The organism is Pyruvatibacter sp. HU-CL02332, from assembly GCF_040362765.1.
GTDB lineage: Bacteria > Pseudomonadota > Alphaproteobacteria > CGMCC-115125 > CGMCC-115125 > Pyruvatibacter.
Genome location: NZ_BAABWK010000001.1, coordinates 1,196,563 through 1,222,754 on the forward strand (window position 1 = coordinate 1,196,563; position 26,192 = coordinate 1,222,754).

Genomic DNA, 26,192 nt, shown 5'->3' on the forward strand with positions numbered 1-26,192 from the left:
CGTCATTTTTGCTGCACCGCAAAACAACCCACAAAAAAGGCGGGCTTTTCCTACAAAAAGACCCGCCTTCTGCCGATTTTTGCGTGTTGAGCCGATCTAGGCGGCGCGGAAGCCCGCCAGACGCTCTGCGATAATCTCGTCGGCTTCCTTCATGATCCGATCCACAAGCTCTTTGCAGGTCGGAATGTCATGGATAAGCCCGGCAACCATGCCACAGCTCCAGCCGCCCGCATCCATCTGGCCGTCTTTCATGATTTTTGGATAAACGCCGGCCACTTCTTCGGCGATGTCGCCAAAGCTGAGCTTGTCGCCCATTTCCTGTTCCTTCTGCAGAAGACGCTCAACCGCATCATTGTTGAGCACCCGTTCGGTGTTCCGAAGGGGGCGCATGATCAGGCGCGTGTCGAGTTCGCTTGCAGCAATCAGGGCCTGCTTCACATTCTCATGCACGGGCGCTTCCTGTGTGGCGATGAAACGTGTGCCCATGTTCATGCCTTCAGCACCCATGGCCATGGACGCAACAAGGCTGCGGCCGTCTGCCATGCCGCCTGACGATACGAATGGGATTTTGAGCTCTTCTGCGGCCCGTGGCAGCAAGATGAAGTTGGGCACATCGTCTTCACCCGGATGACCACCGCACTCAAAGCCATCAACACTTACAGCGTCACATCCAATGGCTTCAGCCTTGAGAGCGTGGCGCACAGATGTGCATTTGTGGATGACCTTGATGTCCGCTTCCTTGAGGGCGGGAAGCCACTTGGCTGGATTGTTGCCAGCCGTTTCAACAGCTTTGACACCGCTCTTGATGATGACATCAACAAATCCTGGATAGTCAGGAGGCGTTACGGCTGGGAGGAACGTCAGGTTCACACCAAAAGGCTTGTCGGTCATGCCTTTGCAGCGCTCGATTTCCGCAGCCAGTTTTTCAGGCGTGCCCTGCGTCAGGCCAGTGATGATGCCAAGACCACCTGCATTGGAAACAGCAGCAGCCATTTCCGCAAAGCCCACATAATGCATGCCGCCCTGAATGATCGGATGCTCAATACCAAAGAGTTCTGTAATACGCGTGCGCATGTTCGCCGCCCCATATGTTTTTGAAGACTGGTTCACGGCATGCTGAAACACGCCATCTCATGGCGCATTTTGGCCATCCCGGCGCGAAAAGCTAGAGCGTTCTTTTTTAAAACTGCGGAAGGGTATGAGAGATCCGCTAGAGGCCTGCAGCACTGGCCATTTCAGCAGGGCCATTGCTCCAACCGCCGCCCAGTGCCCGGAACAGGCCGATCTGGAACTGGGTTGTGTTTGCCTGCGACTGGGCAAGCGTGATGTCTGCATCTGCCAGCGTCCGCTCGGCATCCAGCACGGTAATGAAATCGTCAGCCCCCAACTCGTAGCGCGATTGCGCCATACGGGCGGACTGAGCTGCCGCATCGCGAGCCAGCGTCAAAGCAGCCTGCCGTTCGAGCTCCGCTGCATAGTTCTGCAACGCCGTTTCAGTTTCTTCCAGCGCAACCAGAACAGCCTGGTCAAACTCCGCCAGCGCCTGGGCCATACCGGCTTCCGCCGCCGCAATCCGAGCACGACCGGCCCAGATGTTCGGGAACGTCCATGAGATCAAAGGGCCAAACGAAAATGAAACAGCACCATCCTCCTTGAGGCTGGCAATCTGAAGGGCTGTCGTATCAATTGAGCCGCCAAGAGATATCTGCGGGTAGAGTTCTGCCGTCGCAACGCCAACACGTGCTGCAGCAGCCTTCAGAGCATTCTCCGCCTCACGCACATCTGGACGTCGCGCAATCAGGCCCGCACCGTCACCTACCGGAATGGTCGCCGCGACAATCGGCGCTCGCGTGCAATCCGTTGCTGCCTCCACCATCGCTGCAGGTGGCTGGCCCACAAGCGTTGCCAGACGGAAGCGTGCATTTTCACGATCCGCTTTCAACTGTGGCAGCGAGGCTTTGGTGTTTTCTACATTCACCTGCGCACGAACAATATCGAGCTTGGTGCCTTGACCGCCTTCGGTCAGCTGACGTGTCAGATCCACCGTACGCGTTTGAAGGTTCAGGGTATTCTCTGTTACGGCAATCTGCTGATTGGCAGAACAGATATCCGCATAGGCCCGAGCCGTTTCAGCGGCAATCGTAATGCGCGATGTGTGCAGCGCTGATTCAGCGGCCTGCGCATCAGCACGCGCTGCGGCAACTGAATTGCGAACACGGCCAAACAGATCAATCTCGTAAGAGAGGCTGAAGCCGGACGTATAGGAAAGGTCTTCCTTGTTGGCTTTCTGCGTTGCCTGTTGCGCTGCATCACGTTCATAGGTAGCGCCTGCATTAATATCCGTAGACGGAAGGTATGCACTACGGCTCTCGCCAAGCGCTGCAAGCACACGGTCGAGATTGGCAAACGCAGCCTTTAGGCTGTTGTTTTCGGATAGGGCCTTGGTGATGTACCCATCAAGCTCCGGGTCATCATAAAGACGCCACCAATTGGTGTCGGGGGCTTCTGGAGAAACAGGTGCAATTGCAGCAGTCACGAATTCGCTCTGGGCAATCGGCGTAGTCGCGACGGTGGATTTGGGAACGTCCGGCGCAAATGAGCACGCGGCCAAAGCCGCACTTGCCACACCACATGCCACTTTTGAACACGTACCCATTGCCTGCTCTCCTGAACGCCACCCTTCGGATGGCAGAATTTCAGGAAGAACAGTGCCTTATTCTGGTTAACACGACCCTTATTGGGGCCTGACGGCGCCAGCCCTACTCGACGGAGCCCACGGCAATCCAGTCAACCCGACAATCAGAAATTGTTGAGGCCCCGGCAGCCCGAATGGTCAGATCAAACTTGTTTTCAGTGATGCTGCCAGCTTCAAACGCAAGAATGACATTTGGCTCGCGGTAATAGGCTTCCAGGAGGTTTGGCGCCAAAAACACTTTGGGAGGGGAGGTGAACCCGGACTCAAAAGACACCGTCCGGGTCATGACTTCTTCCCAGCTATCTTCTGTCGGCCGATAGGCATGACCGCATTCAAATGAGCCTGCCTGGAGCCGGGACGCCATGAGCTTGTCGGCCAGCACGGACTGGACGGCCCCGGACCCAGCAACGGCAGCCGCCACCTTATCGAGCTTGCGATCCAGGTCCTCAGCGGCCGAAATCATGCGCTCGGCTTTAGCTGCTTTCTTGGCCAGCTTTCGGTAGGCCGCAGCAATGTCTTCCGCTTCATCACGGAGCTGCTCCTGCTGGCCACGCAGACTGGAGACTTCACGTTGGGCAAACCGTACTTCGTCAGTAATGCTCTCAGCCTGACGAAGCAAAAACTCGCTCAAAACCTCGCGATTGTCACCACCACCGCCGCCACCGTCAGCGTAGAGATTGCGCCAGTCCCAGGTGCCCTGATTTACCCAGAAGAAGAAGCCAAGGCCGCCTGCCAGCACGACAAGCAGCAAGAAGCTCAGCACACCAAACGTACCACCGCTATTGCGGTTGGTCCGCCCACGCACTTCAGCGTCAATCAGTCCACGCAATGCGGCGCGCTGTTCGTCAGAAAATTCAGCCATGCCCTGCCTCAGCCATTTGCCGGTTCATCTACATGAAGATTTACCGATTTCTATCCGATTGGACGGTCGCATACATCGCATCCGCCGCAAGGCACCCACTGGCAAGACCTATACCGCAAATACGACGAGCGTGTGCCCATCGTTCTGTTTACGGATTGTTAATCCGAATGCACGTGTCGGCACAGCAACACTCTGCTCGTTGGTTAACCGATTTGTCTTAGGTTTCAGCGCAATCTGCCAATTCAGGCTATGATGCCCACGACCCGGCTAGACAATTGCATGGTTGCGGGAAATAGCTCTTTTGCGGGAACAACACCTGATGACGTCACGACCCACCATTGCATTTCGCAACGCAGGCATCGCCATTCTGGCAGCCGGTGTCTTGCTGCCGGCAACACTTTCAGCAGCAACGCCTGATCAGCCCAATCAAATGGTTGTTGCCCAGGCCGAAATTGGCCAGACGCTCATCGCGGATGGCGACAAAGCATGGCAGGCAGGAAATCCGACACAGGCCGCAGACCTGTATAGCCGCGCCGTGGAAACAGGAAACCTCACCTCAGCCCAGCGCGCCTATGCCTTAAGAGCCCTTGGCTTCGTCTCCGCCGAGATCGGCAATCCTGACGAGGCAGCCCGCGCCTTCAAGGCATCCTTGAACATTGAGGACAATCCGGGCGCTGCCTTGGGTTTGGCTGTCTCACTTCGCCAGGCAGGCGATACCGCAGGCGCGAACGCAGCCCTTGCCAAGGTAGACCGGCGGGTCCTCACGACGGACCAGTTACCATTCTATCTCGACGAGAAAGCATCTGCGTCTCTACCGGGAAACCCTCAGGCAGCCATCACCGCTCTTGAAGAAGCCGTCAGTCTGAACGAAAGCGTCTACCGGCGTGTTCGCCTGTCTCAGCTTTATCGCCAGACAGGTGACACCACAAAGGCTCAGGCAAATCTCGAAAAAGCAGAAGCCGCCCTGGCCGCACAGCCTGGCGCTGCGGCGGATGTTGCATATGCAGCCTTGACGTCCGGCGACGACGCGGCTGCGGCCCGCTATTTTGAGCAAGCACGCGCGGGCGGTGGGCTCACATCCAACGGCCTTGCCGATTACGGCTATGCCCTCAAGCGCCAGGGCGATCTGGATGGCTCAACGGAACTCTTCCGCGATGCCATTGATACCCATGACGCCAGCCCGGACGCACAGGACGCATCTGGCAAGCGCCGCTTGTTCCGCCTGCGCCGTGAAGTCTCGTACACCGAACGGACCTGGTACGCGGATGCATTCCTGTCCTTCCGTGACAACTCAGTGGATCTGGTCAGCGCGCCGGAAGCCGGCGAAAGCGACAGCTTTGCAGGCTGGGAAGTCGGCTACATTGCGCCACAGATCGGCAGCATGAAACACCGCGCCCTCACCCTGTTCACCCGTGGTTTCACGGGGTTTGAAGGCGACACACTCAATACACGCGACGAATCCCTGCAGCTGGGTGTCGGCGCCCGATTCCGTCCCCTGACTGACCATAATCTGGTTTTCACCGTCGAACGGCTAATTTCCGTTGGCGATGCGGCACGCGATGCCTGGCTTCTGGTTGCCGGTTATTCTCTGGCTGACGGCTTGGATATTGATCCCGTGCTCAACGACTGGGAAAGCTGGAACGTCTATGCCGACGTGGCTTACATCCCTGACGACCCCCGCTTTGTTGCGACCAACTTGGAAGGCTGGTACGGCCATAGCTTCAAGCTGAGTGAGTCAGTCGTGTTGACGCCCCATGTGGTGGCAGCTGCCAGATACTCAGACGACAAGTTCGACACCAACCGTGTTGTTGAAGCGGGCCCCGGTGTTGGCCTGCGCTACTGGTTCAATGAAGACAAGTACACCGGGCCGCGGTCATATTTCGACTTCAAGGTTCAGTACCGCTACGCGTTCGTCAACGAAGATGATCGTGACGATGGCGCATTCGTTGGAACGGCCATTCTTCACTACTGATCCAAATAAAAATCGGATCCGCTACTCGCCGAGCGTTTTTTGCGCCAGCTCACGCTCGGCTTGTGTCAGCCCGCCGGCAGCAAGAGCTGCCGCGTAGTCCACGCGCGCTGCCACCACTTCACCTGCAACATCACGGGCAATCGCGCGATATAAAATCGCGCGTCCACTGGTCGCATCACGCGCGGCAGCCTCACTGGCAAACTCGGCTGCTTGGGCTGTCCTGCCTGATTGAATCGCAGCCTGTGACGAGATGATCCAGACCTGCGCTCGATCCGGATTGGTTGCACGTGCCCGGGCCAGATAGACTTCCGCTTCTGCGTACTGACCATCCGCCATCAGCCCATAGGCCCGATGGATAAATGGATAACTCTTGAAGTCCGCCATGGTCGTCGTGGGAAAAGGCGCGGCCTGCTCATCGGTCAAGGTCTGCGCGCGCATTACCGACAGATCCGGAATCCACATTTCCTTCGTGGCGAACCAGATACCCACGGCGCCAAAGACCATGAAGGCCGTCAGCACCAACGAAGCCTTGATACGTGCCCGGCGTTTTTCACTGGGAGACATCTTTAGCGCGCCCCCTCTAGCTCTTTTTGAACCTGCTTGACCTGAGACGCCGGGATAAGCCCAAGCTCAACAGCGACACTCAGGATATCAAGCGGTGGATGCGGCTGCAGGTCCAGTGCATCACTCAACTGGGCTTTGGATATGGCTCCGGATGACACAAGCGCGTCACCGATCAGCTGGACATTGTCGCCTCGTAGCGCCAGCGCATTGGTCAATGCGTCATGTGACACGAGCCCAAGGCGCACCAGCACGTCACCAAGCAGCACGTGGCGGCGCCGCATATGCCGCCACAAACGTTCGATACCGTCATGATCAACCATCTGCAAACGCCGCAGAAGAACCGCGTCTTTGATTTCCCGATCGATGGGTGTGTGATCCCACGCATAACGCAGCCCGAACGCCACATCGCTGCGCGGTGCAATCACAATGCTGATACGACGGACAGAGGAGAGGCCGGCGCGCAGTGCCTCAATCTGATCCTTCGAGAGAGGCTCCGCAGCAGCCAGCTTCAATTCACCGTTGGAGAGCGACACAGGCACGACTGCAAACCGAGCCGCATCACGCGGAGACAGCTCCGCAAGCGCCTCAGCCTGAACCTTGAGCGCATCAAATCCTTCAAACGCTACCCCCGCCTGCTCAGCAAACGCATTGGCCAGACTGTCTTCGTCCACCAGGGCCTGATCAAGAAGCGATAACCCAAAGGGGCGATAGGAATCCTGTTGCTTGGCCAGCGCTGTCTCTACATCTGCTGCTGCAATGGCGCCCCAATAGGTCAGCACCTCACCAATCTTGGGTTTGCCCTGCTTCAGTTCGGCAAGAGATGGATAGGCATGGGTTGTCTTGTCCCATGTCAGCCGCTGGCCGGAAATCCGGTACCAGAGATACTGCTTGAGGGCGCGCAAGCTGGCACGGAAGCCGATCCAGTTCGCCACCACCGCCCGCAATGGAGACAGCGGCACATAGATCAGTCCGTGCGTTCGCCCGACAAACCACGCGCGATGGAACAGCCTGTTGAGCAGAAAGAACAGATTGGCGGCGATGATGTACCAGACCCAGCTGCCCGGTTCGATCAGTGGCGGCATCTGCCACAGATCCGGAATGTAATTGAGCGCCAGATAGTAGGCCGCAATCTGCAGAACAATTGCATAACCAATAATGGCTGCTGGAGCGGTGATCATGCCCTTACGATCACGATACAGGAAGTACAGATCCTGCCACCGGCCTTGCCAGCCAAGTTGTTCCCACCCCAGAAACGAAATGCCAAGCGTCCACCGGGCCTTCTGGCGGATGGAGGCCCACATCTGATCCGGGAAGAACTCCTTGGTGGAGACGATCTCGCGCTTTGTCCGCATGACCTTGCGGCCAGTGATCCAGCTGGCCCGTTCACGGGGCACTTCAGCCCAGTAGCGAACAAAAGCGCCGGGCATATCAAGGTCATGCAGGCGCATGGCGATGTCATAGTCTTCCGTCAGACTGTCCGTGTTAAACGGCTGATCATCGGTCGCAGCAGACAGGGCGATAAGCGCGTTACGTGAAAAGGCGCTAGCAACACCGGCGCTCGGCACGATGCCCGTCATCGCTTCGCGCACCAGCAGGTCCTTGTTATGCCACTCGGCAAACTCGTCCATGTAATGGCAGGCCACCATGTCCAGCGGATCCCGGTTCATGGAGAATACCGGCAACTGCATGAAGTCGCGTGATGGCAGCACCCAGTTGATCACCCTCAAGGAGAGTGGGTTCACCACATCCTCGGAGTCCTGCATGACAAAGCCATCGAACTTCTCACCAGTTTCTTCTTCGTACAGAAAAATCCGCTGTACGATCCAATTGAGGCAATCGGCCTTGCTGGTGGGTCCTGGGTGTCCGACCTCTGCGCGGTGCACATTGGGGTAGCGCGCAGCCATACGATCCACTTCACGTGCCGAATCCGGATCGTTGGAATAGGTACCTGCGAAAATATGGAAGTTGTCGTAATCGACCGTGTTGATGGTGTTGGAGATCATCCGCGCGATCACATCGCTCTCGTCCCATGCGGGCACGATGATAGCGAGCTTGAGCTGCGGCACAGCCTTCAGGCTCTTCAGCTTGCGCGGTAGCTCATGCGGATCCTTGTCACCCAGCCGCTTTAATCTCAGCCACCAGTAATAAAGGTCGATAAAGAGGTCTTCCGCACCGCTGACAAAAATCACCAGTGCTATCGTCAGCATCAAGAACTTGATGACAAACCAAAGGACGGCAAACGCCTCTACAAGGTCGAAGCCGAAAGACTGGGAGGCAAGATAGGACCAGTCGAGCAGAAACACCCACTCGATACCGAGCAGGATGTTGCTGACCATGTCCTGGAACGCACTAAGCGTTTCCGCCATCAAGAGGCGGATCGCCGACCAGTACCATCCTTGGCACCATCCGGCCCTTCTGTTTCACCGCTACGAACAACACGCAAAGCACCAACCTCGCGCGCCAGCAGCGAGGCAATGCGTTCACCCGCCTTACCATCACCAAACGGGTTGCCGCCCTGCGCCATGACCTGGCGGTCCGTTTCATGAGTGAGCAGGTGGATCGCCAGTGTTTCGATATCATCACGGTCAGTGCCGACAAGTTTTGCAACACCAGCGTCCAGCGCTTCGGTGCGCTCGGTTACCTTGCGCATCACAAGCGTGGGCACACCCAACGTCGCGGCCTCTTCCTGCACACCGCCTGAGTCAGTCAGGACAAGCGACGAGCGACGCAATACGGATACAAAGTCTCCATAGGCAAGCGGAGGCGTCAGTCGCACACCCGGATGCGTATCGAGAACAGCCGCGAGTGGGTCCCGCACAACAGGGTTGGGGTGCACCGGCAAGATGATTTCAGCATCAGGGACGGCATCGGATATAGACGCAACGGCGCGCGCAATGCCCTCAATCTGCTTGCCCCAGCTTTCCCTGCGATGGGTCGTAACAAGCACAAGCCGCTTGCCTTCCTGCGGTGCCTTAAGCGTTTCAGGCCATGCTGGCAGCGTCGGGAGGACGCTCAGCAAAGCGTCGACAACAGTATTGCCTGTGACGTGGATTCGCCTGTCGGAAAATCCTTCAGCGCGCAGGTTTGCAGCGGCGTTTTCGGTGGGCGCAAAATGGAGCTGTGCCAGACGGGCAATGATGACCCGAATGCTTTCCTCCGGGTTTGGATGGTCAAAATCAAACGAGCGCAGACCTGCTTCCACATGGGCCACAGGAATGCCCCGGGCAGCAGCAGCAAGGGCACCAGCAAGAGCAGACGAGGTGTCGCCTTGAACAATCACAAGCTCCGGATCAGACGTGACCAGCGCTGGTGCCAGAGCGGCAACAGTTGCCCCGACTTGAGCCGATACGCCCGCAGGCACATCCGTCAGCTCAACAGTCATGTCCGGTTTGACGCCGAAATCAGCAAATGCCTGATCAGCCAGAGAACTGTGCTGGCCAGTGGCGATCCACGTTGGCGCAAAAATTTCGGGGCGTTTCGCCAACGCGGCATAGACCGGCGCCAGCTTGAGGATCTCAGGCCGGGTACCACTGATAATGCTTATGCGATGAACTGCTGCCACGTTGTCCCAATCTCGTCCTGCCTCGGACGCGTTTTCGCCCAAAGGTAATCAAACCCTTAACTTTCGGTCTCCAGAGACCACATCCCGCCTGTCTGGAACATGAACGGCAGTTCAGACCGGCAAAAAAGCCTGCTGAGGCAGGGGTTTTGGCTTTCGATTGTGACCTGTCAGCCGCACTTGAATGACCCAGAATGGGACACTTGCGATTGAACAAGCCCAATTTGAGCAAAACCCCGCCTCAAATCGGATTTCCCCTCTGACACAGCAAGAGATACGCCGCTTTTCTCATCCACATGTCGGGTTTCTGCGTATCCTGAAGCAGTGATTTAACAACGAGCTATGAGCGCCCTATCTCCGTGTCCGCTTCCCCACATTTGCCAAACCTCAAATACGACCTGCTGCTGGCAGGGGCGGGAATGGCAAATGCTTTGATCGTACGGGCCCTCAAAGTCTCTCACCCCGATTTGACAATTGGGATGGTGGACCGGAACCCGCAGCCCGACCCCAGCCACACCTGGTCTTTCCACACCAGTGACATTTCTGACAGTGCACGCGCCTGGCTTGACCCGCTGATAGCCTATGAGTGGCATGGGCAGGATGTCCGTTTTCCCGGACATGCCCGCGCGCTGAAAACCGGCTACGCCAGCATCAGCGAAGAAAAACTCCGCAATCAGCTTGTACGAGACATGGAAGCAACGCCGATCCTCGAAGGCGAAGTTGCCTCTTTGGATGAGGAAGGCGTGACACTCAAGGGCGGACGCCGCATCGACGCCCACGCCGTCATCGACGGACGTGGCCAGAAAGCGAACAATTCACTGACCATTCGATTCCAGAAATTCGTTGGCCAGGAACTGGAGCTTGAAGAGCCACACGGGCTGACCCGCCCCGTCATCATGGACGCCACGGTTCCACAGGAAGACGGCTACCGCTTCTTCTACCTGTTGCCCCACACACCGACCTCATTGTTGGTGGAGGACACCCGATACTCCGACGGCGCTGAGTTGAACGACGACGTATTTCGCGATACCATTGAGGACTACGCCACCGGCAAAGGGTGGAGGATTAAGACAATCCTGCGCGAAGAGCGCGGTGTGCTCCCAATCGCCCTTGGTGGCAATTTTGATACTTTCTGGGAAGAGACCCCGAAGGGCACAGGCAGAAGCGGACTGGCCGCAGCCCTCTTTCACCCCGTGACCGGCTACTCGCTCCCGGACAATGTGCGTCTGGCGCAGGCGATTGCCGCTCTGCCACACATCACATCACAAACTGTCGCGCAGACAACCCACGCCCACGCCAAGGCCGCCTGGGACAAGCGCGGATTTTATCGCCTGCTGAACCGCATGCTGTTTGACGCCGCGCGCCCGCAGGATAGGTACAAGGTTCTGGAGCGCTTCTACCGCCTGCCCGAACCTCTCATCGCCCGGTTTTACGCTGGAACGACAACACTGCCTGACAAGGCCCGCATTCTCACAGGCAAGCCGCCCGTCCCCATCATGGCTGCGATGCGCTGCCTCAAGGAACCTAAGCCCGGAGTATCACAGACATGAATATCGCAACGCCTTCATCAAAGAAGGCCGTCGTTATAGGTGCAGGATTCGGGGGCATTGCCCTCGCCATTCGTCTGCAGTCAGCAGGCTTTCAGACAACGCTGCTTGAAAAGCGCGACAAGCCCGGTGGACGAGCCTACGTCTATGAGGATCAGGGTTTTACGTTTGATGCAGGCCCCACGGTCATCACAGACCCATCCGCACTCGAGGAGTTGTTCGCACTCTCCGGCCGTAAGATGGAAGACTATGTGACCCTTCTACCGGTTGACCCGCTCTACCGCCTGGAATGGGAAGACGGCACAAGCTTCAATTACACAAACGATTCCGACGAGCTGTTCCGTCAGATCAACAAGCTGAACCCCAAGGACGTGGACGGCTACAAGCGGTTTCTGGATTACTCCCGGGAGCTGATGGAAGAGGGCTACATCAAGCTGGGCCACGTGCCGTTCCTCAATTTCCGCTCCATGATCAAGGCCGCACCACAACTGGCCCGCCTGCAAGCCTGGCGCAGCGTGTACTCAAAGGTTTCAAGTTTCGTCGAAGATGAGCACCTGCGTCAGGCGTTCAGCTTCCACTCGCTGTTGGTCGGCGGCAATCCGTTTGAGACATCCGCCATCTATGCGTTGATCCACGCACTGGAGCGTGAATGGGGCGTTTGGTTTGCCAAAGGCGGCACCGGCGCACTGGTGAGCGGCATGCTTGATCTGTTCAAGGATCTGGGCGGCGAGCTCTATCTAAACGCGGACGTTGCGGAGATCACCACATCCGGCACCAGGACAACCGGCGTGACCTTGAAAGACGGCACCCACTTTGTCGCCGACATGGTCGCCAGCAATGCAGACGTGGTTCACACCTACGAAAAAATGCTTGGCCACACAGACCGCGGACGCAAGGAAGCTGCCCGCCTCAAGTCCAAACGCTTCTCCATGTCGCTCTTTGTCATCTATTTCGGCGCCAGCAAGCCTTACGAAGATATTCAGCATCACACCGTCATCTTCGGGCCGCGTTATCGCGAGCTGATCGGTGAAATCTTCAAGGGCAAGGAACTGGCCGACGACTTTTCCCTGTATCTCCATGCCCCAACGCGCACGGATCCGTCGCTGGCGCCAGAAGGGCATGGATGTTTCTACGTATTGTCACCCGTGCCGCATTTGGGACACGCCGACATCGACTGGGATGTGGAAGGCCCCAAATACCGCGACCGCATTCTGGGCTATCTCGACAAGCACTACATGCCCGGCCTGATGGACAATCTCGTCACGACACGTCACTTCACACCAAACGATTTCCGCGATGAGCTGAACTCCTACAATGGTTCCGCTTTCTCGCTGGAACCGGTACTGACCCAGTCAGCATGGTTCCGCAGCCACAACCGTGATGACAAGCTGCAAGGCATGTACATCGTCGGTGCAGGCACGCATCCAGGTGCCGGTATTCCAGGGGTTGTGGGGTCTGCCAAAGCAACCGCGCGTATCGTTCTGGAAGACTTCGACATGGAGCCTGTGGCCTAGCGCCAGGAAAACCAGACCATGGATGACGTCGTCGCCGAAGCCCGCACCACGATCCAGCAGGGCTCCAAGTCCTTTGCCGGCGCTGCCGCCCTGTTTGGGCGCGACATGCGCGAAAGCGCCTACATGCTCTATGCATGGTGCCGCTACTGCGATGATGTAATCGACGGTCAGGAACTCGGTTTTGCGAAGGCCGAGGAAGACACGAGCGATCCCCACGCCCGCTTTGAGATGCTGTTGGAGCGCACCCGTGCCGCCTATCGCGGCGAGCCGGTGAATGATCCGGTATTCACGTCGTTCCAGCGCGTGGTGCAAAAGCATGATGTACCAGAGCAATATCCACTGGATCTGCTGCGCGGCTTTCATATGGATGTGGCGGAACACACCTACGCCACCCCAGCAGACACATTGACCTATGGCTACTACGTGGCGGGGGCAGTGGGCGTCATGATGGCAATGGTCATGGGTGTGCGCGACGAGCATATTCTTGACCGTGCCTGCGACCTCGGCATCGGTTTTCAGCTCACCAATATTTCGCGCGACATCATTGATGACGCCCGCATTGAGCGCATCTATCTGCCAAAGAGCTGGCTGGAAGAAGAGGGCGTTGCCTATTCCACGGCGGCTATTCTTGATCCAGACAACCGTCCTGCCATCGCCCGCGTCGCCCGCAGGCTGGTGATGGAAGCAGAGCCCTACTACGCATCATCCGTTTATGGCATTGCCCATCTGCCGTTTCGCGCCGCATGGGCCATCGCCACGGCAAAACGCATCTATCGCCGTATCGGCATGGAGGTGCTGGCCAAGGGCGAACAGGCCTGGGACGACCGTGCGGGAACCTCAACGCTACAGAAAATTGGCTATGTGTTCCTGGGATTGGGCGATGCAATCGTGTCGCGCTTTCGCAAATCGGCGACAGGCACCAACCGCACCGGGCTCTGGACCCGCGCTACGGATCTCGAGGCTGTTGACTAGGCAGCCTTCTTGCTCGCTCTAAGTTGCTCTCGGAGTTTGTCCGGGTCCGGTGCATATACAAATCCGAACGACACACATCCCTCCCGCGTATGCACCGCATGATGAAGATGGTGACTTTCCACCAGCCGCCCTAGATAGCCACCCTTGGGGTGGTATCTGAAAGGCCAGCGTTGATGCACCAGCCCATCATGGGCCAGATAATACAGCACGCCATAGGCAGTGATACCGGCAGCCACCCACCAAAGCGGCAACCACAGATAGGTACCCGCCAGGAAAAGCAGGATCGAGAACCCGGCAAAGACGAGCGAATACAAATCGTTCTTCTCAAACCATCCGTTGCGGGCACGGTGATGGCTTTCGTGCCACGCCCAGCCCCAGCCATGCATGATGTTCTTATGTGCCCACCAGGCAAACAGCTCCATAGCTGCAATGGTGCCAAGCACAATTGCCAGAGGGCCAAACATACTCATGCTGCGCGAGCCTCCCCGTTATGAGCCACAAGCGACACCCGGCGAACCGCAGGTAGACGCCACCATGGTTCGTTTGGATGATGGTGGTGCTCGAGATGGTAGCCGAAGTGAAAACAGGTCAACAGCGACAACACCGGCGGCAGATCAACGCTGCGGGCCCGATGGTCATCTTCAAACGGTTCGCCCGCAATCGGGCGGTGCGGCTGATAGGTACCAAAATAGAAAAGCTGCAAAGACGACAGCAGCGCGGGCAGCGCCCAGAACACCAGCAGATTGACAATCGGCGCCCCGATCACGAACACATAGACCGCAAGAATGGCCGTGAGAATGCCAAACTCCTTCAGCCCGAAATAGTATCGAAAGAAGCCGTAGTACCAGGCCACAAAGCTGTTGGGATTTTCAAAATTGTAGTCGGGATCATCGGCAGTCCCCGGCCTTGCGTGATGCCGCATATGTTCCCTGGCCAGGGCCTCAAACGAGAACCCCGCGTAGATCAGCAGGCAGAACCTCGCTATGCCACGGTTCAGCCCCGGTCGGAACGGCGCTATGGACCCGTGCATACCGTCATGGGCAACAATGAAAAGCCCGACCGACAGCACGGTCTCGGTTGCCACTAACACGGGTGCCAGCCATACCCACACGCCGGAAAGCGGCAAAATGAATACGGCCGCAACGTGCACTACGAGCCAGGGCACAATGACTACGGCAGACACAGCAAGACCCATCACCGTCTGCCGGTTTCGCGATAGCTTGGGCAGCCGCCCGTCACGGAGCGGATTCGTCATGCAGCGCGCTCCTTCACCCGGGTAGCGATCCACGAAAACAACAAAGCCACCAACGAGAACCCGGCAAGCAGCATCCATGTGCGCTCAAGGTCCGGGGCGGCAACATCCCTGAACAGGACTGCCTGATAGGCGTCAATGACCCAGCCTGTCGGGGTCATTGCGCCAAGGTCCTGTATCCACTCTGGCATCATATAGCGCGGCACCATGGACCCGCCCACCGCTGACATAACCAGCACAATGGCGTTGCCCGTCGCAAGCGCCTGTGCCCGCGTGGCAGCAACAGACACAATCGCCATGGCAAGCCCGGCAGCTGATGTCGCTGCAAGAAGCGTCGTCACCGCAAAAGTCCCAAACGCATCCCAGACCATGACTTCATAGCCAAGCCAGGCAACCGCGAAAACCACAATCGCCTGCATGGCCCCCTGCCCGGTCAAGAACAGGTATTTGCCAGCAACCAGGGCTCCGGCGCCACCACGTGTGAGCATCAGGCGATCGACAATACCGCTCGCGCGGTCCTCGATCATGCCCACCGCCCCCTGAAGCGCGGCAAAGAACAGAAACATGATGGTAATGGCCCCGGCATAGTAGGTGACAGCAGGGTCACGCTCCCCCTCCGCCGCCGCCTGGATGTCAACGACCGGAGGTGACACAGACCCTGGCACCGCGTCACCCAGTGCCCGCTGCACAGCTGCAGCGGCCAACGCGCCGGCGATTGGTTTGGCATCGTCCGCCAGAACAACGACGGGAGGTGCGCCCGGTTCCCGTGGACCTGGCACTAAGACAGGTCCCACCACAACAATTGCCGCATCTGCTTGGCCGGACAGCACCATGTCGCGCGCCGTCGCCCGCGACATGCCGTCTGCTGGTGCGCCGCCCTGTGCAAAACGTAGCTCTGCGTCGCTTGAAAGAGCACCCCCGATGGCTGTGCCCTGTTCGGACTGCGTGGTATCGGCGAACACCACCTTGATCTCAAGTCCGTCGCCTTGCGTGCCTGAAAACACCGCAGCAAAAATCACAAAAATGAGCGCAGGCAGGACGAACGCCATGATGAGAGCACCGCGATCTCTCAACAACCCGATGAGGCTGGTGTATGCGATGACGAACACTATGCCACCTCACTTTCACCAGTCAGGTCCGCATACAGGCTATCAAGCCCCGGCTGGCGCACTCGCATTTCGCGAAGTCTGGCACCGGCTGCAGACAATTCCGCCGTCAATTGATCAACACTCGGTCCCGTCGAAGACATCCGTCCGCGCCAATGGCGTCCTTCTTCCAACGACTTGAAACCGTGACGGAGCAGAAGCGCTTCAGCTTTGCTCTGCGCTGGTTCCCCTAGCAAAAGGACCAGCTCCTGATCATCACCAAAGCGCGCGGCAACCAACGCATCCGGGGCCCCGGATTCAACGATACGCCCCTCAATGATGATACCCACAGTGCTGGCAACAGACGCTGCCTGATCAAGATCGTGAGTTGTAATAAGAACGGACATACCGCTCTCTGCCAGGGAGCGCAGGACGGCATTGATGCTGTTACGCGCATCAAGGTCAACACCCACAGTCGGTTCATCCAGCACAAGAAGTTTAGGTGAGTGCAGCAAAGCTGACGCAATATTTGCCCGTCGTTTGTAGCCGCCCGACAGAGTCTCGACACGCTGGTCAAGGCGGTCTTGCAATCCTGTTGACGTTACCGCGTGATCAATCATTGCAGTCAGACGCACGCCTCGAACACCAGCAAGCCGCCCGAACACCGACAGATTCTCCGCAACTGTCATGTAGGGGTAAAGTGCAATGTCCTGTGGAACGAGTCCGATGCATCCACGGGCAGCCCTTGATCTGGCAGGGTTGCGTCCATCCACCAAAACGGTGCCGCCGTTTGGCCTGAGCCGCCCACAAAGCGTCCGGATGAGCGTGGACTTTCCTGCACCATTGGGGCCCAGCAAAGCGAACACATCGCCGGATCGGACCATAAGACCAATCTTGTTCAGGGCAACACGCTCACCATAGCGATAGGAGACGTTGTCGATTTCAAGAACGGGGACAGGTTTGGTCACGAGATGCCTGTTACGTCTTGAGCGCTGCATCGAAGACGAAACCGCACAGGTGCCGCATATCCGGGGACGGCCCGACACCTGCCTCAAACGCTTCAAGCGCATGGTCTATGTGATGGCGTACCGCCGCGCGAGCGGCTTCCATACCTTCAACGCGAGCAAGCGTCGGTTTGCCACCATCCTGATCTTTGTCTTTTCCTGTACCAGCAACCGAGGTCACATCCACATCAAGGATGTCGTCAAGGGTCTGAAAGGCGAGGCCAAGATGATTGCCAAAGTCATCCAGATGCTTCAACTGATCGTCCATGTTGGCTGCATCACCGGTGAGCGCACCCGCTTGCGCTGCAAGTGAGAACAATGCACCGGTCTTGCGACGGTTGACAGTTTCAATGTCTGCAGGACTGGCACCCGCCGCACCGTTGACGTCATATTCCTGCCCACCGGCAAGCCCCTCTGGTCCTATCGCCTGCGTGAAAAGTGTCGCCATCCAGGTGCGGTGCTCCGCATCAATGCCGGAAAGGCCTGCAACAATCCCGTAGGCCTGGTTCATAACCGATATGGCCGCCAGAATGCCCGTTGCATCACCATAGACACGATGTGTGGTCGCCCGACCGCGACGCAGTTCGGCATTGTCCATTGCGGGGAGATCATCAATCACCAACGAGGCAGCGTGAACCATTTCGACGGCACACCCTGCATCAAGCGCGGCGGCTTCGTTCCCGCCGCATTGGCGTGCCACCAGCCCGGTGATCACCGGGCGCAAACGCTTGCCAGGAGACAAGACGCTGTAGCGCATCGCAGCATGAAGCTGCGACGGCGCACGATCTTCTGGCGGCAACAGGTCCGCCAGTCTCGTTTCAATTCTCTCTCGAAATGCTGCGATCATTGCAAGCGTAGCGTCCAAGTCGTCTACTGACGCAGAACCTGCTTCATCAGCCAGACCGAGATGTGACGTTGCAATCGACAAAGACGCAGCAGCTCCTGGCACGTGACCGCTCCAAACAAATCCGAACCTGGAAAAATCGCAGGTTTCCTACCCATCCATTATGTACGACCTGGATAGGAGATCGGATTGCAGCACTGAGACCAGGATAGGCCACGCCGGGCGGTCACCCACGAGTGTGACACGCAAAAACGGGCCTGTCTTGGTAAACAGACCCGCTCATACACACATCCCAGGTGCGGCTTTAAAACATCAAGTCCGCGAGCTTTTTGCGCTGATAGGCAGCGTCACCATGCTGGCTGTCACCCCAAAAGGCGCGGCGGCGATAAAGCTGGGCGTCACAGTCATAAGTGAAACCAAACCCACCATGGAACTGAATGGCCCGGTCCGCGGCAAAACTCATGGCAGTCGCCGCCTGTGCCTTGGCCATGCGGGTAGCGATTTCGCCCTCGCCCTGCTCCGAGAAACTGTGCGCTGCCGCATAAACATGGCTGCGGGCCTGCTCATAGGCGATCAACGCATCCACTGCGGGATGCTTCAGAGCCTGATAGGAGCCGATGAGCTTGCCGAACTGTTTGCGGGTTTTGAGATAATCGACCGTGTAGTCGATGCAGCTGGCGGTGCCGCCACACATCTCAGCGGCCACCAACAGGCTCGTCACTAGGTCGATATGCGCCAGTGTCTGCACCGCGGTAGCGCCACTCAGCAGCTGGTCCGCCGATACGCGAACGCCATCAAGTGTGACTTTGTAAGAGCGGCGCGTCTCATCAATGACAACTTCCCGCGTCAGTGCATCAGCACCCAACGCGTCCTTCGCCACAATGACCAAAGCAGGCGCGCCATCAAGGGAAACAGACACCAGCAACCACGCAGCAGCCGCAGCATCAGCCACAAGTACCTTGGTGCCCGACAAAAGGAGCTCATCGCCGTCACGTGTTGCTGTGCAGGCTGCTTTGGTGAGATCCCAATCGCCTGAACCTTCCACGAGAGCAACAGCTGCCGGCGTACCCGCGCACAGGTCCGGCAACAGCGTATTCTTCTGGGCGTCCGTCCCGCCATGCAGCAAGCCTTGGGCCGCGATGGTTGTTGAGAGGAACGGGCCACCCATCAGTGCCCGGCCCATCTGTTCAACCACCGGCACCACTTCTGCGAGGCTCAGACCCACGCCGCCAAACTCTTCCGGCACCGCAATGGCGAGCCAGCCAAGCTCCGACAACTCGTTCCACACAGCCGGGTCATGACCGGTTTCGTCATCGATCAATGAGCGCACTTTGTCGACGGGCGATTTTTCGCGGCAGAAGCGCTGGGCAACCTCCAGAAGTTCCGCCTGTTCATCGGAAAACCCGATGGATCCATTGTTGCTGAATGTCATTTTCTAGAACCTGCGCTTCTTATGATTTCGGCAGGCCGAGCACATGCTCGCCCACAATATTGTGCTGGATCTCGCTGGTGCCGCCGCCAATGGTGGCCGAGAACGAATTGAGATAGCCACGCTGCCAGACGCCATGCTCATGGGCATCCACGTCGCCCACATAGTAGGCCGCACGTGTGCCCTGGAGGCGCGTCGCAAACTCAGCCATGTGCTGCATGAACTCGGTTGAGGCGAGTTTCGAAGACAGGGGAATGGAAAGTGGGCGATCCTGATTGAGCGGCGCCAATCCTGTACGCGCAGACGAGAGGCGCAGTGAACGGCTCTGCATCAGGAGACCAACCAGCTCATCCCGAATGAGCGGGTCTTCAATGGCAGGCTTGCCGTTGTAGTTTGCCGTCTTGGCCAGCTCCACAACTTCCGTAATGTCTGGATATGTCATGACATATCCACCCGGCTGGCCACCGCGGGCGCCGCGCTCATATTCAAGGGTGCGCATGGCTACTTTCCAGCCTTCGCCTTCTTCACCCATCAGGCAATCACCTGGAATGCGCGCTTCGTTGAAGAAGGTCTGCGTAAATCCGTACTCACCGGTGAGCTTGCGGATTGGCGTCGTTTCAATGCCCGGTGCATCCATGGGAGCCAGAAAGAAGGACAGACCCTTGTACTTGGTAGGTGCATCCGGATTGGTGCGCGCCAGAAGGATCATGTACTTGGCGAAATTGCCTTGGGTCGTCCAGATTTTCGAGCCATTGATGACCCACTCATCACCATCACGCACAGCCTTGGTCTGCGCATTGCCAAGGTCCGAGCCGTGGTCAGGTTCGGAGAAACCCTGACACCAGATATCTTCCGCAGACAGAATATTCTTGATGTAACGCGCCCGCTCTTCTTCGGTGCCCATATCCAGGATCAACGGCCCGGCCCAGTTAAGACCAATCGCATTGAGCATGATCGGACCACTTGCGCGGCCCATCTCCTTGGTCGCGATGTTCTGAAACACCTCAGGCAGACCGCGCCCGCCATACTGCTCGGGCCAGTTGGACCCCAGATAACCGGCAGCCCAGACCTTGTTCTGCCATTCGCGCAGAAAATCAAACTGCTCCTGTGTACCCACTTCCATGAAGGTCAGTGGCAGCATGAAGCCGGGATCCTTGGGCGTGTTCTCGGTGAACCAGGCCCGCGCATCGTCGCGGTACTCGTCCAATTCGCGTTGGGTAGGATTGCTCACAATCATGTCTCCGTTACCAGGTATCTACAAAGGGACGGCGGCGCTGTCGGGATGCGGCTTCAACGGGCACCGTCTTGATGCCGTTGACAATCCATTTGCGCGTCTCAATCGGGTCAATCACCGCGTCAATTTCGTGGAGCGTTGAAACGCTCAGGGCCTTGCCGTGCTCGTAATAGGCCGCAAGAAGTTTCTCAAACAGGGCATCGCGTGCCTCGGGACTTTCAGCAGCCGCCAGTTCTTTTGAATAGCCAAGCCGCACAGCGCCTTCGAGGCCCATGCCGCCATATTCCCCCGTAGGCCAGGAGATCAGGAATACCGGCGACGTAAAGCTGCCCCCGGCCATTGCCTGTGCACCAAGCCCATAGCCCTTGCGCAGACAGATCATGAAGAGCGGCACTGAAATGCTCGCGCCCGTTACCAGCATTGACGATGCACGGCGCACGGTCGCCAGCTCCTCATGGTCTGGCCCGACCATGAAGCCCGGCGTGTCACACAAGGACAACAACGGAATGCCGAAGGCATCACACAGCTGCATGAAGCGTCCGGCTTTTTCGGAAGCCTCTGCATCAATGGCACCACCCAGATGGTGCGGATCATTGGCAAACAGGCCAAACGGGCGGCCTTCAATGCGCACAAGCGACGTGATCATCCCGCGCCCATAGCCTTCGCGCAGCTCAAGCACTGAACCTTCGTCGGCAATAAGAGAGATGGCGTCACGCATATTGTAAACGCGCTTGCGGTCTTCGGGGATCACATGGCGCAGCTTGCGCTGGTCGGCACATGTCCAGGTGTCAGTACTTCCCTGAAAGAACGCCAGCAGCTGCTTGGCCTGCGCCACCGCATGGGCTTCATCATCCGCCACCAGATCAACAACGCCATTGTTGGCCTGTACGTCTATGGGCCCGACTTCGTCCGGCGCGTAGGTGCCAAGACCTCCACCTTCAATCATGGCAGGCCCGCCCATGCCAATGGCGCTGGACTTGGTGGCAATCGTCACATCCGCACAGCCGAAAATGACGGCATTGCCCGCAAAGCAGCGACCATTGTTGATGGCAACGCGAGGCGCCGCGCCCGAAGACGCCGCAAAAGTCGCAAAGGTTTTTACGTCGAGACCAGTTGCCGACACATTGCGCACATCCGTATCACCGGGGCGGCCACCGCCACCCTCGGTGAAGAACATCACCGGCACATGCCACTTGTCGGCAAGCTCCAGCACGCGGTCAGTCTTCTTGTGGTTGAAGTAACCCTGCGTCCCGGCCAGCACCGTGTAGTCATAGGCCAGCACCGCGGCACGGCTTGTGGTCTCGTCAAAGGTGTTGCCGTTGATGGCCCCAAAGCCCGCCACCATACCGTCGCCCGGCGTGTTGGCGATCAAGTCATCCAAATCGCGCCGGTTGCGCTGGGCCGCCAGCACCATCTGCCCGTATTCAAGAAAGCTGTCCTCGTCGCACAGGTCAGATACGTTTTCGCGCGCCGTGCGGAAGCCAAGCTTGTGGCGCTTGGCAACTGCAGCCTGCCGCTCATGGTCCAATGTCTTGTTGATGCGCGCGTGCAACTCAGCGAGATCCGGTCGGATGTAATCAAGATCAATATCGGCAGTCGCGGCGTCTTGTGTGCCTGCGTCATCCGTCGGGTCGATGAAGAGAACAGCTGAACCTTCGTCCAGAACATGGCCAGGTTCTGCCGCCAGTACGCGAACGGTACCCGCGCGCGGCGCTGTTACACCGTGCTGCATCTTCATGGCTTCAAGCACAGCCACTTCCTGCCCTGCCGTTACCTGCTCGCCTTCAGCAACCATGATGGAAACAAGCAAGCCCTGAAGTGGGGCTGCGGCGCCAATTGTGCCGTCCGGCGCATCCATCTGGACCATCGTCTGCGTGGCTGCGACCGGAGCATCTGTGTCAACAGTCCGCACGCCATCATCATTTGCTGCGGACGCAGCAAGTGCAGCACCATTGCGCTCAATCAACCGGGTGTCGACCTGCCAGTTTGAAACCTCATCACTGGCCAGTAACGCCCGCAGGAATGTCTGGTTGGTATCCACGCCACCGATGGCGAATTCGCCAACTGCCCTATGCGCCTGACGCATCAAGCCCGGCCAGTCCTGATCACTTCGTCGAATGATGAGCTTGGCCAGCAATGAGTCGAACTGCGGATTGGTCGCGTAACCGGCAAAGCCGTGACTATCGACGCGAATGCCCTGCCCACCGGGTGCATCAAACCGTGTCAGCGTGCCGCCGGCAGGCCGCACAGCGCCGTCAGCTTCCATGCTCTCCGTATTGACGCGCAGCTGCACAGCCGACGCCGTCGGCACTGGTAGTGCATCAAGTCCGCAGTCAGCAACGCTCTCGCCCGACGCCAGACGGAACTGCAGCGCAACCAGATCAAGCCCGGTGATTTCTTCCGTCACCGTATGCTCCACCTGAATGCGTGGATTGCATTCAATGAAATAGAATGGCGTATCGTCGCCCTCGCCGGAGGCATCAAGCAGAAACTCGATCGTGCCCAGGCCCAGATAGCCCGCAGCCTCACCAAGCTTAACAGCTGCCTCGAGCATGCGCGCCCGAAGTGCCGGAGCCAGACGCGGCGCGGGTGCCAATTCAATGAGCTTTTGATGCCGCCGCTGAATAGTGCAGTCGCGCTCCCACAAATGGGCAACACTTTGACCGTCACCGGCGATCTGCACTTCGATGTGCCGGGCGCTTGGCAGGTATCGCTCCATGTAAAGCGAGCCATCCCCAAAGGCGCTTTGCGCTTCAGCCGATGCCTGCGCGAATGCTGAAGCAATTTCATCCGCACTCTGAATGATGCGCATGCCGCGCCCGCCGCCACCGGCAACAGCCTTGAAAATCCCCGGCGCACCATTGAGCGATGCAAAAAAGGCCTGCGCGTCGGCTTCGTTTGCAAGAACCGGTGACCCTTCAATCAGGGGAATACCGTTGGCCTTGGCAAGGTCTCGCGCTGCGACCTTGTCGCCAAGCTGTGACAGTGTTTCGGGTTTGGGACCAATGAATACCAATCCGGCATCAGCGCAGGCAGCTGAAAGCTCAGCACTCTCCGCAAGCAGCCCATACCCCGGATGGATGCTGTCGCACTTCTCGGCCTTCGCGATGCCGACAATGGCCGACACATCAAGATAGGCAGCAACACCCGCACCCTTAAGCTGAACGGTCTTGTCCGCAATCTGGGTGTGCAGCGCCCCCGCATCGTCCGGCGAGTTGATGGCGACCGTTTCGATGCCACGCGCTGCCGCAGTGCGCACGACCCGCACGGCAATCTCGCCACGATTGGCAATCAGGCACTTATGATTCGAGGTCAAACTGGTGTCCCTGGTAGATATTTTTGTTTTTTCGGGCCGCATACTGGCAGGGCTTGGCCGCAATCAAAAGGGGCATTAGTCCCGGAATTCTGCGGGCTTCCCCAAGGCCGACCGCTACCAACCCCTTGAAGGTGAACAGGGATCACACTACCTGACATCTTGTCAGTTGAGCAAAAATACTGTTCTGTCGGTGACAAAGCGACATATCCCCGACGTAAAGCCTTACATGTCGGCGAAATCAGGTGGACCACATGACACTTCAGGAAACTTCGATCACGGCCAAGCCGGAGCATATTGATGTGCTCATCGTTGGCGCAGGCATATCTGGCGTCGGTGCCGGCTATCACCTCAAGGCCAACAGCCCGGGCAAGAGCTTTGCCATCCTGGAAGGCCGCGAAACCATGGGCGGCACCTGGGACCTGTTCAAATATCCAGGCATTCGCTCTGACTCCGACATGTACACGCTGGGCTACTCCTTCCGCCCGTGGACAGATCCCAAGGCAATTGCCGATGGCCCATCGATCCTGAAATACGTCAAGGACACAGCGCGCGAACACGGCATCGACAAGCACATCCGCTTTTCGCACAAGGTCATCAGCGCCGACTGGTCCACACCTGACGCCCTGTGGCACATCAAGGCCGAGCGCGGCCCGCTGAAGGAACCGGTGAACTTCACCGCCAACTTCCTCTTTATGTGCGGCGGCTACTACAATTATGACGAAGCCTTCACGCCTGATTTTGAAGGCCGCGAGGACTTCAAGGGTGAGGTGATCCATCCGCAGTTCTGGCCGGAAGACATGGACTACTCCGGCAAGAAGGTGGTGGTGATCGGCTCCGGTGCCACCGCAATGACACTCGTGCCTTCCATGACCGACAAGGCAGCGCATGTGACCATGCTGCAGCGGACACCGACCTATGTCGTGTCCCGCCCCGGCACGGATGCCTTTGCCAACTTCATGCGCAAATACCTCCCCAGCAAGCTGGCCTACGGCATCACCCGCTGGAAGAACGTCCTCATGGGCATGTACTTCTATCGCATGTGCATGAAGCAGCCTGCCAAGGTGAAGGACTACCTGCTTGGCATGGTCCGCGAGGAAATGGGCGATGAAGAAGTGAAGAAGCACTTCACGCCCACCTACAATCCTTGGGATCAGCGCGTCTGCCTTGTTCCTGACAGCGACCTCTATGGGGCACTGAAATCCGGCAAGGCATCAGTCGTGACAGATCACATTGATCGCTTTACGGAAAACGGCATCAAGCTCAAATCCGGTGAAACGTTGGACGCGGACATCATCGTCACCGCAACCGGCCTCAAGCTGCAGGTCTGGAACGGTCTGGATGTGTCGGTCGATGGAAAACTCATGACCGCCTCGGACACCATGGCCTACAAGGGCTTCATGTATTCCGGCATTCCCAACATGGCATCGTCCTTTGGCTACACAAACGCTTCATGGACGCTGAAATGCGACCTTACATGTGAATATGTGTGTCGTCTGCTGAACCACATGGATGCCAAGGGCCTGGATCAGGCAACGCCAAGCTTCACTGAGGGCGACGTGGAAGTCGAACCCTGGCTCGACCTCAAGTCGGGCTATGTCCAGCGCGCAATGGAAAGCTTCCCCAAGCAGGGCTCCAAGACGCCGTGGAAGCTGCATCAGAACTACGCCAAGGATCTGGTGATGCTGCGCTTCGGTAGCCTGCACGACGACGGCATGGTGTTTTCAAAAAAGCCTGCAGCGAAAGCAGCTGCCGCACCGACTGCGATTGCCGCTGAGTAGCAGCCCTCACAAGACAAAAATCACGCCCACCCCGCAAGCTATGTGGGGTGGGCGTTTTGGTTTCAGCAGCGCAAAAACCTGTCTGCACCCTAAGCTGCAAAGCCACCAAAAATGACTTCAAGCTTGTTGCCGAACGGGTCACGCACATAGGCAGTGTGCACGTCCGGATTGGGATACCCATCCCGTGGACCCGGCTCGCCCTCACACATGCCGCCATTAGCAATGGCGAAAGTGTGGAAAGCATCAACATCTTCCCTGCCAGCCGCCTTGAAGCAGATGTGGGTTCCATTCCCTGCTGAATAGGGCTGCCTGTTGAAGGGCAGCATGATGAGGAAGTCGACAGTCTCCTTGCCGTAGGCCGCAAAGCCATCAGTTGTGGCGAGACGCGAGCAACCAAGCGTCGCAAGAAGGCCGTCATAAAAAGCGCACCCGTTCGCTATTGACGGGACACCTACACTGAGGTGGTCAATGATCTGCATGTTTCTGTTCCGAAGTTTGGACTTTGAAGGGGGATCCGTCTGCAGAGATGGCCCATGTCACCACCCCCACAGACGAATGAAGCTCA

The 26,192-nt window shown here is 58.0% G+C and carries 20 protein-coding genes; 5 read left to right on the top strand and 15 right to left on the bottom strand.

Translation table 11 applies throughout. The features are described 5' to 3' along the window. Positions 1-96: 96 nt before the first annotated feature. The 3 genes from ABXH05_RS05555 to ABXH05_RS05565 all read right to left on the bottom strand — a co-directional run bounded on the left by ABXH05_RS05555 (position 97) and on the right by ABXH05_RS05565 (position 3,557). On the bottom strand, positions 97-1,074 hold the full coding sequence (locus tag ABXH05_RS05555; RefSeq protein ID WP_348136164.1) for an NAD(P)H-dependent flavin oxidoreductase: 978 nt from the start codon (positions 1,072-1,074) through the stop codon (positions 97-99). 136 nt (positions 1,075-1,210) lie between these two features. After that, positions 1,211-2,656: an efflux transporter outer membrane subunit gene (locus ABXH05_RS05560; RefSeq protein WP_353560139.1), complete on the bottom strand. Its 1,446-nt coding sequence runs from the start codon at positions 2,654-2,656 to the stop codon at positions 1,211-1,213. Positions 2,657-2,759: 103 nt separating this feature from the next. Then, positions 2,760-3,557 carry an H-type lectin domain-containing protein gene (locus ABXH05_RS05565; RefSeq protein ID WP_353560140.1) on the bottom strand — a complete coding sequence of 266 codons (798 nt, stop codon included), beginning with the start codon at positions 3,555-3,557 and terminating at the stop codon, positions 2,760-2,762. A 319-nt stretch (positions 3,558-3,876) separates the two neighbouring features. On the opposite strand from ABXH05_RS05565, the gene ABXH05_RS05570 reads away from it, so the two are divergent. Then, entirely contained in the window at positions 3,877-5,529 is a 1,653-nt protein-coding gene (locus ABXH05_RS05570) for an NfrA family protein (protein WP_353560141.1), read from the top strand. A gap of 21 nt (positions 5,530-5,550) precedes the next feature. On the opposite strand, the gene ABXH05_RS05575 is transcribed toward ABXH05_RS05570, so the two are convergent. The 3 genes from ABXH05_RS05575 to wecB are packed head-to-tail and all read right to left on the bottom strand — an operon-like array spanning position 5,551 to position 9,655. Further along, a complete protein-coding gene (locus tag ABXH05_RS05575; RefSeq protein ID WP_353560142.1) occupies positions 5,551-6,093 on the bottom strand; it encodes a tetratricopeptide repeat protein in 543 nt (180 codons plus the stop codon). A gap of 2 nt (positions 6,094-6,095) precedes the next feature. After that, positions 6,096-8,459: a glycosyl transferase family protein gene (locus ABXH05_RS05580; protein WP_353560143.1), complete on the bottom strand. Its 2,364-nt coding sequence runs from the start codon at positions 8,457-8,459 to the stop codon at positions 6,096-6,098. Next, entirely contained in the window at positions 8,459-9,655 is a 1,197-nt protein-coding gene (gene wecB, locus ABXH05_RS05585) for a non-hydrolyzing UDP-N-acetylglucosamine 2-epimerase (RefSeq protein ID WP_353560144.1), read from the bottom strand. The genes ABXH05_RS05580 and wecB overlap by 1 nt, the downstream gene beginning before the upstream one ends. 356 nt (positions 9,656-10,011) lie before the next feature. Here wecB and crtY point away from each other — a divergent pair, with 356 nt between their 5' ends. From crtY to ABXH05_RS05600, 3 genes are read left to right on the top strand one after another with little or no spacing between them, the layout of a single operon-like run. Then, positions 10,012-11,202 carry a lycopene beta-cyclase CrtY gene (gene crtY / locus ABXH05_RS05590; protein ID WP_353560145.1) on the top strand — a complete coding sequence of 397 codons (1,191 nt, stop codon included), beginning with the start codon at positions 10,012-10,014 and terminating at the stop codon, positions 11,200-11,202. After that, positions 11,199-12,713, top strand: a complete 1,515-nt coding sequence (locus ABXH05_RS05595) for a phytoene desaturase (RefSeq protein ID WP_353560146.1) — start codon at positions 11,199-11,201, stop codon at positions 12,711-12,713. The genes crtY and ABXH05_RS05595 overlap by 4 nt, the downstream gene beginning before the upstream one ends. 18 nt (positions 12,714-12,731) lie before the next feature. Next, entirely contained in the window at positions 12,732-13,685 is a 954-nt protein-coding gene (locus tag ABXH05_RS05600) for a phytoene/squalene synthase family protein (RefSeq protein WP_353560147.1), read from the top strand. Here ABXH05_RS05600 and ABXH05_RS05605 read toward each other — a convergent pair. From ABXH05_RS05605 to ABXH05_RS05640, 8 genes are all read right to left on the bottom strand, one after another. Beyond that, positions 13,682-14,155: a sterol desaturase family protein gene (locus ABXH05_RS05605; RefSeq protein ID WP_353560148.1), complete on the bottom strand. Its 474-nt coding sequence runs from the start codon at positions 14,153-14,155 to the stop codon at positions 13,682-13,684. The genes ABXH05_RS05600 and ABXH05_RS05605 overlap by 4 nt on opposite strands. Beyond that, entirely contained in the window at positions 14,152-14,940 is a 789-nt protein-coding gene (locus ABXH05_RS05610; RefSeq protein WP_353560149.1) for a fatty acid desaturase, read from the bottom strand. Before ABXH05_RS05610 ends, ABXH05_RS05605 begins: the two co-directional genes overlap by 4 nt. Next, positions 14,937-16,046: an ABC transporter permease gene (locus tag ABXH05_RS05615; protein ID WP_353560150.1), complete on the bottom strand. Its 1,110-nt coding sequence runs from the start codon at positions 16,044-16,046 to the stop codon at positions 14,937-14,939. The genes ABXH05_RS05610 and ABXH05_RS05615 overlap by 4 nt, the downstream gene beginning before the upstream one ends. After that, positions 16,046-16,990, bottom strand: coding sequence for an ABC transporter ATP-binding protein (locus tag ABXH05_RS05620; RefSeq protein ID WP_353560151.1), 945 nt, complete (start codon positions 16,988-16,990; stop codon positions 16,046-16,048). The genes ABXH05_RS05615 and ABXH05_RS05620 overlap by 1 nt, the downstream gene beginning before the upstream one ends. A gap of 10 nt (positions 16,991-17,000) precedes the next feature. Then, the gene (locus tag ABXH05_RS05625) at positions 17,001-17,975 is read right to left on the bottom strand and encodes a polyprenyl synthetase family protein (RefSeq protein ID WP_353560152.1); all 975 of its coding nucleotides are present in this window, start codon (positions 17,973-17,975) and stop codon (positions 17,001-17,003) included. A 199-nt stretch (positions 17,976-18,174) separates the two neighbouring features. Next, complete coding sequence (locus ABXH05_RS05630; protein ID WP_353560153.1) at positions 18,175-19,302, bottom strand: acyl-CoA dehydrogenase family protein; 1,128 nt, start codon at positions 19,300-19,302, stop codon at positions 18,175-18,177. Between the two features lie 19 nt (positions 19,303-19,321). Continuing rightward, entirely contained in the window at positions 19,322-20,530 is a 1,209-nt protein-coding gene (locus tag ABXH05_RS05635) for an acyl-CoA dehydrogenase family protein (protein WP_353560154.1), read from the bottom strand. A gap of 13 nt (positions 20,531-20,543) precedes the next feature. Continuing rightward, a complete protein-coding gene (locus ABXH05_RS05640) occupies positions 20,544-23,849 on the bottom strand; it encodes an acetyl-CoA carboxylase family protein (protein ID WP_353560155.1) in 3,306 nt (1,101 codons plus the stop codon). A gap of 251 nt (positions 23,850-24,100) precedes the next feature. On the opposite strand from ABXH05_RS05640, the gene ABXH05_RS05645 reads away from it, so the two are divergent. After that, positions 24,101-25,627 carry a flavin-containing monooxygenase gene (locus ABXH05_RS05645; RefSeq protein WP_353560156.1) on the top strand — a complete coding sequence of 509 codons (1,527 nt, stop codon included), beginning with the start codon at positions 24,101-24,103 and terminating at the stop codon, positions 25,625-25,627. An 89-nt stretch (positions 25,628-25,716) separates the two neighbouring features. Here ABXH05_RS05645 and ABXH05_RS05650 read toward each other — a convergent pair whose 3' ends face one another. Further along, the gene (locus ABXH05_RS05650; protein WP_353560157.1) at positions 25,717-26,106 is read right to left on the bottom strand and encodes a VOC family protein; all 390 of its coding nucleotides are present in this window, start codon (positions 26,104-26,106) and stop codon (positions 25,717-25,719) included. Between the last annotated feature and the right edge of the window lie 86 nt (positions 26,107-26,192).

Excerpts from the sequence above, each read along its gene's own strand:
- ABXH05_RS05555 (WP_348136164.1), bottom strand. The coding sequence starts at position 1,074 with ATGCGCACGCGTATTACAGAACTCTTTGGTATTGAGCATCCGATCATT.
- ABXH05_RS05560 (WP_353560139.1), bottom strand. The coding sequence starts at position 2,656 with ATGGGTACGTGTTCAAAAGTGGCATGTGGTGTGGCAAGTGCGGCTTTG.
- ABXH05_RS05565 (WP_353560140.1), bottom strand. The coding sequence starts at position 3,557 with ATGGCTGAATTTTCTGACGAACAGCGCGCCGCATTGCGTGGACTGATT.
- ABXH05_RS05570 (WP_353560141.1), top strand. The coding sequence starts at position 3,877 with ATGACGTCACGACCCACCATTGCATTTCGCAACGCAGGCATCGCCATT.
- ABXH05_RS05575 (WP_353560142.1), bottom strand. The coding sequence starts at position 6,093 with ATGTCTCCCAGTGAAAAACGCCGGGCACGTATCAAGGCTTCGTTGGTG.
- ABXH05_RS05580 (WP_353560143.1), bottom strand. The coding sequence starts at position 8,459 with ATGGCGGAAACGCTTAGTGCGTTCCAGGACATGGTCAGCAACATCCTG.
- ABXH05_RS05595 (WP_353560146.1), top strand. The coding sequence starts at position 11,199 with ATGAATATCGCAACGCCTTCATCAAAGAAGGCCGTCGTTATAGGTGCA.
- ABXH05_RS05600 (WP_353560147.1), top strand. The coding sequence starts at position 12,732 with ATGGATGACGTCGTCGCCGAAGCCCGCACCACGATCCAGCAGGGCTCC.
- ABXH05_RS05605 (WP_353560148.1), bottom strand. The coding sequence starts at position 14,155 with ATGAGTATGTTTGGCCCTCTGGCAATTGTGCTTGGCACCATTGCAGCT.
- ABXH05_RS05610 (WP_353560149.1), bottom strand. The coding sequence starts at position 14,940 with ATGACGAATCCGCTCCGTGACGGGCGGCTGCCCAAGCTATCGCGAAAC.
- ABXH05_RS05630 (WP_353560153.1), bottom strand. The coding sequence starts at position 19,302 with ATGACATTCAGCAACAATGGATCCATCGGGTTTTCCGATGAACAGGCG.
- ABXH05_RS05645 (WP_353560156.1), top strand. The coding sequence starts at position 24,101 with ATGACACTTCAGGAAACTTCGATCACGGCCAAGCCGGAGCATATTGAT.
- ABXH05_RS05650 (WP_353560157.1), bottom strand. The coding sequence starts at position 26,106 with ATGCAGATCATTGACCACCTCAGTGTAGGTGTCCCGTCAATAGCGAAC.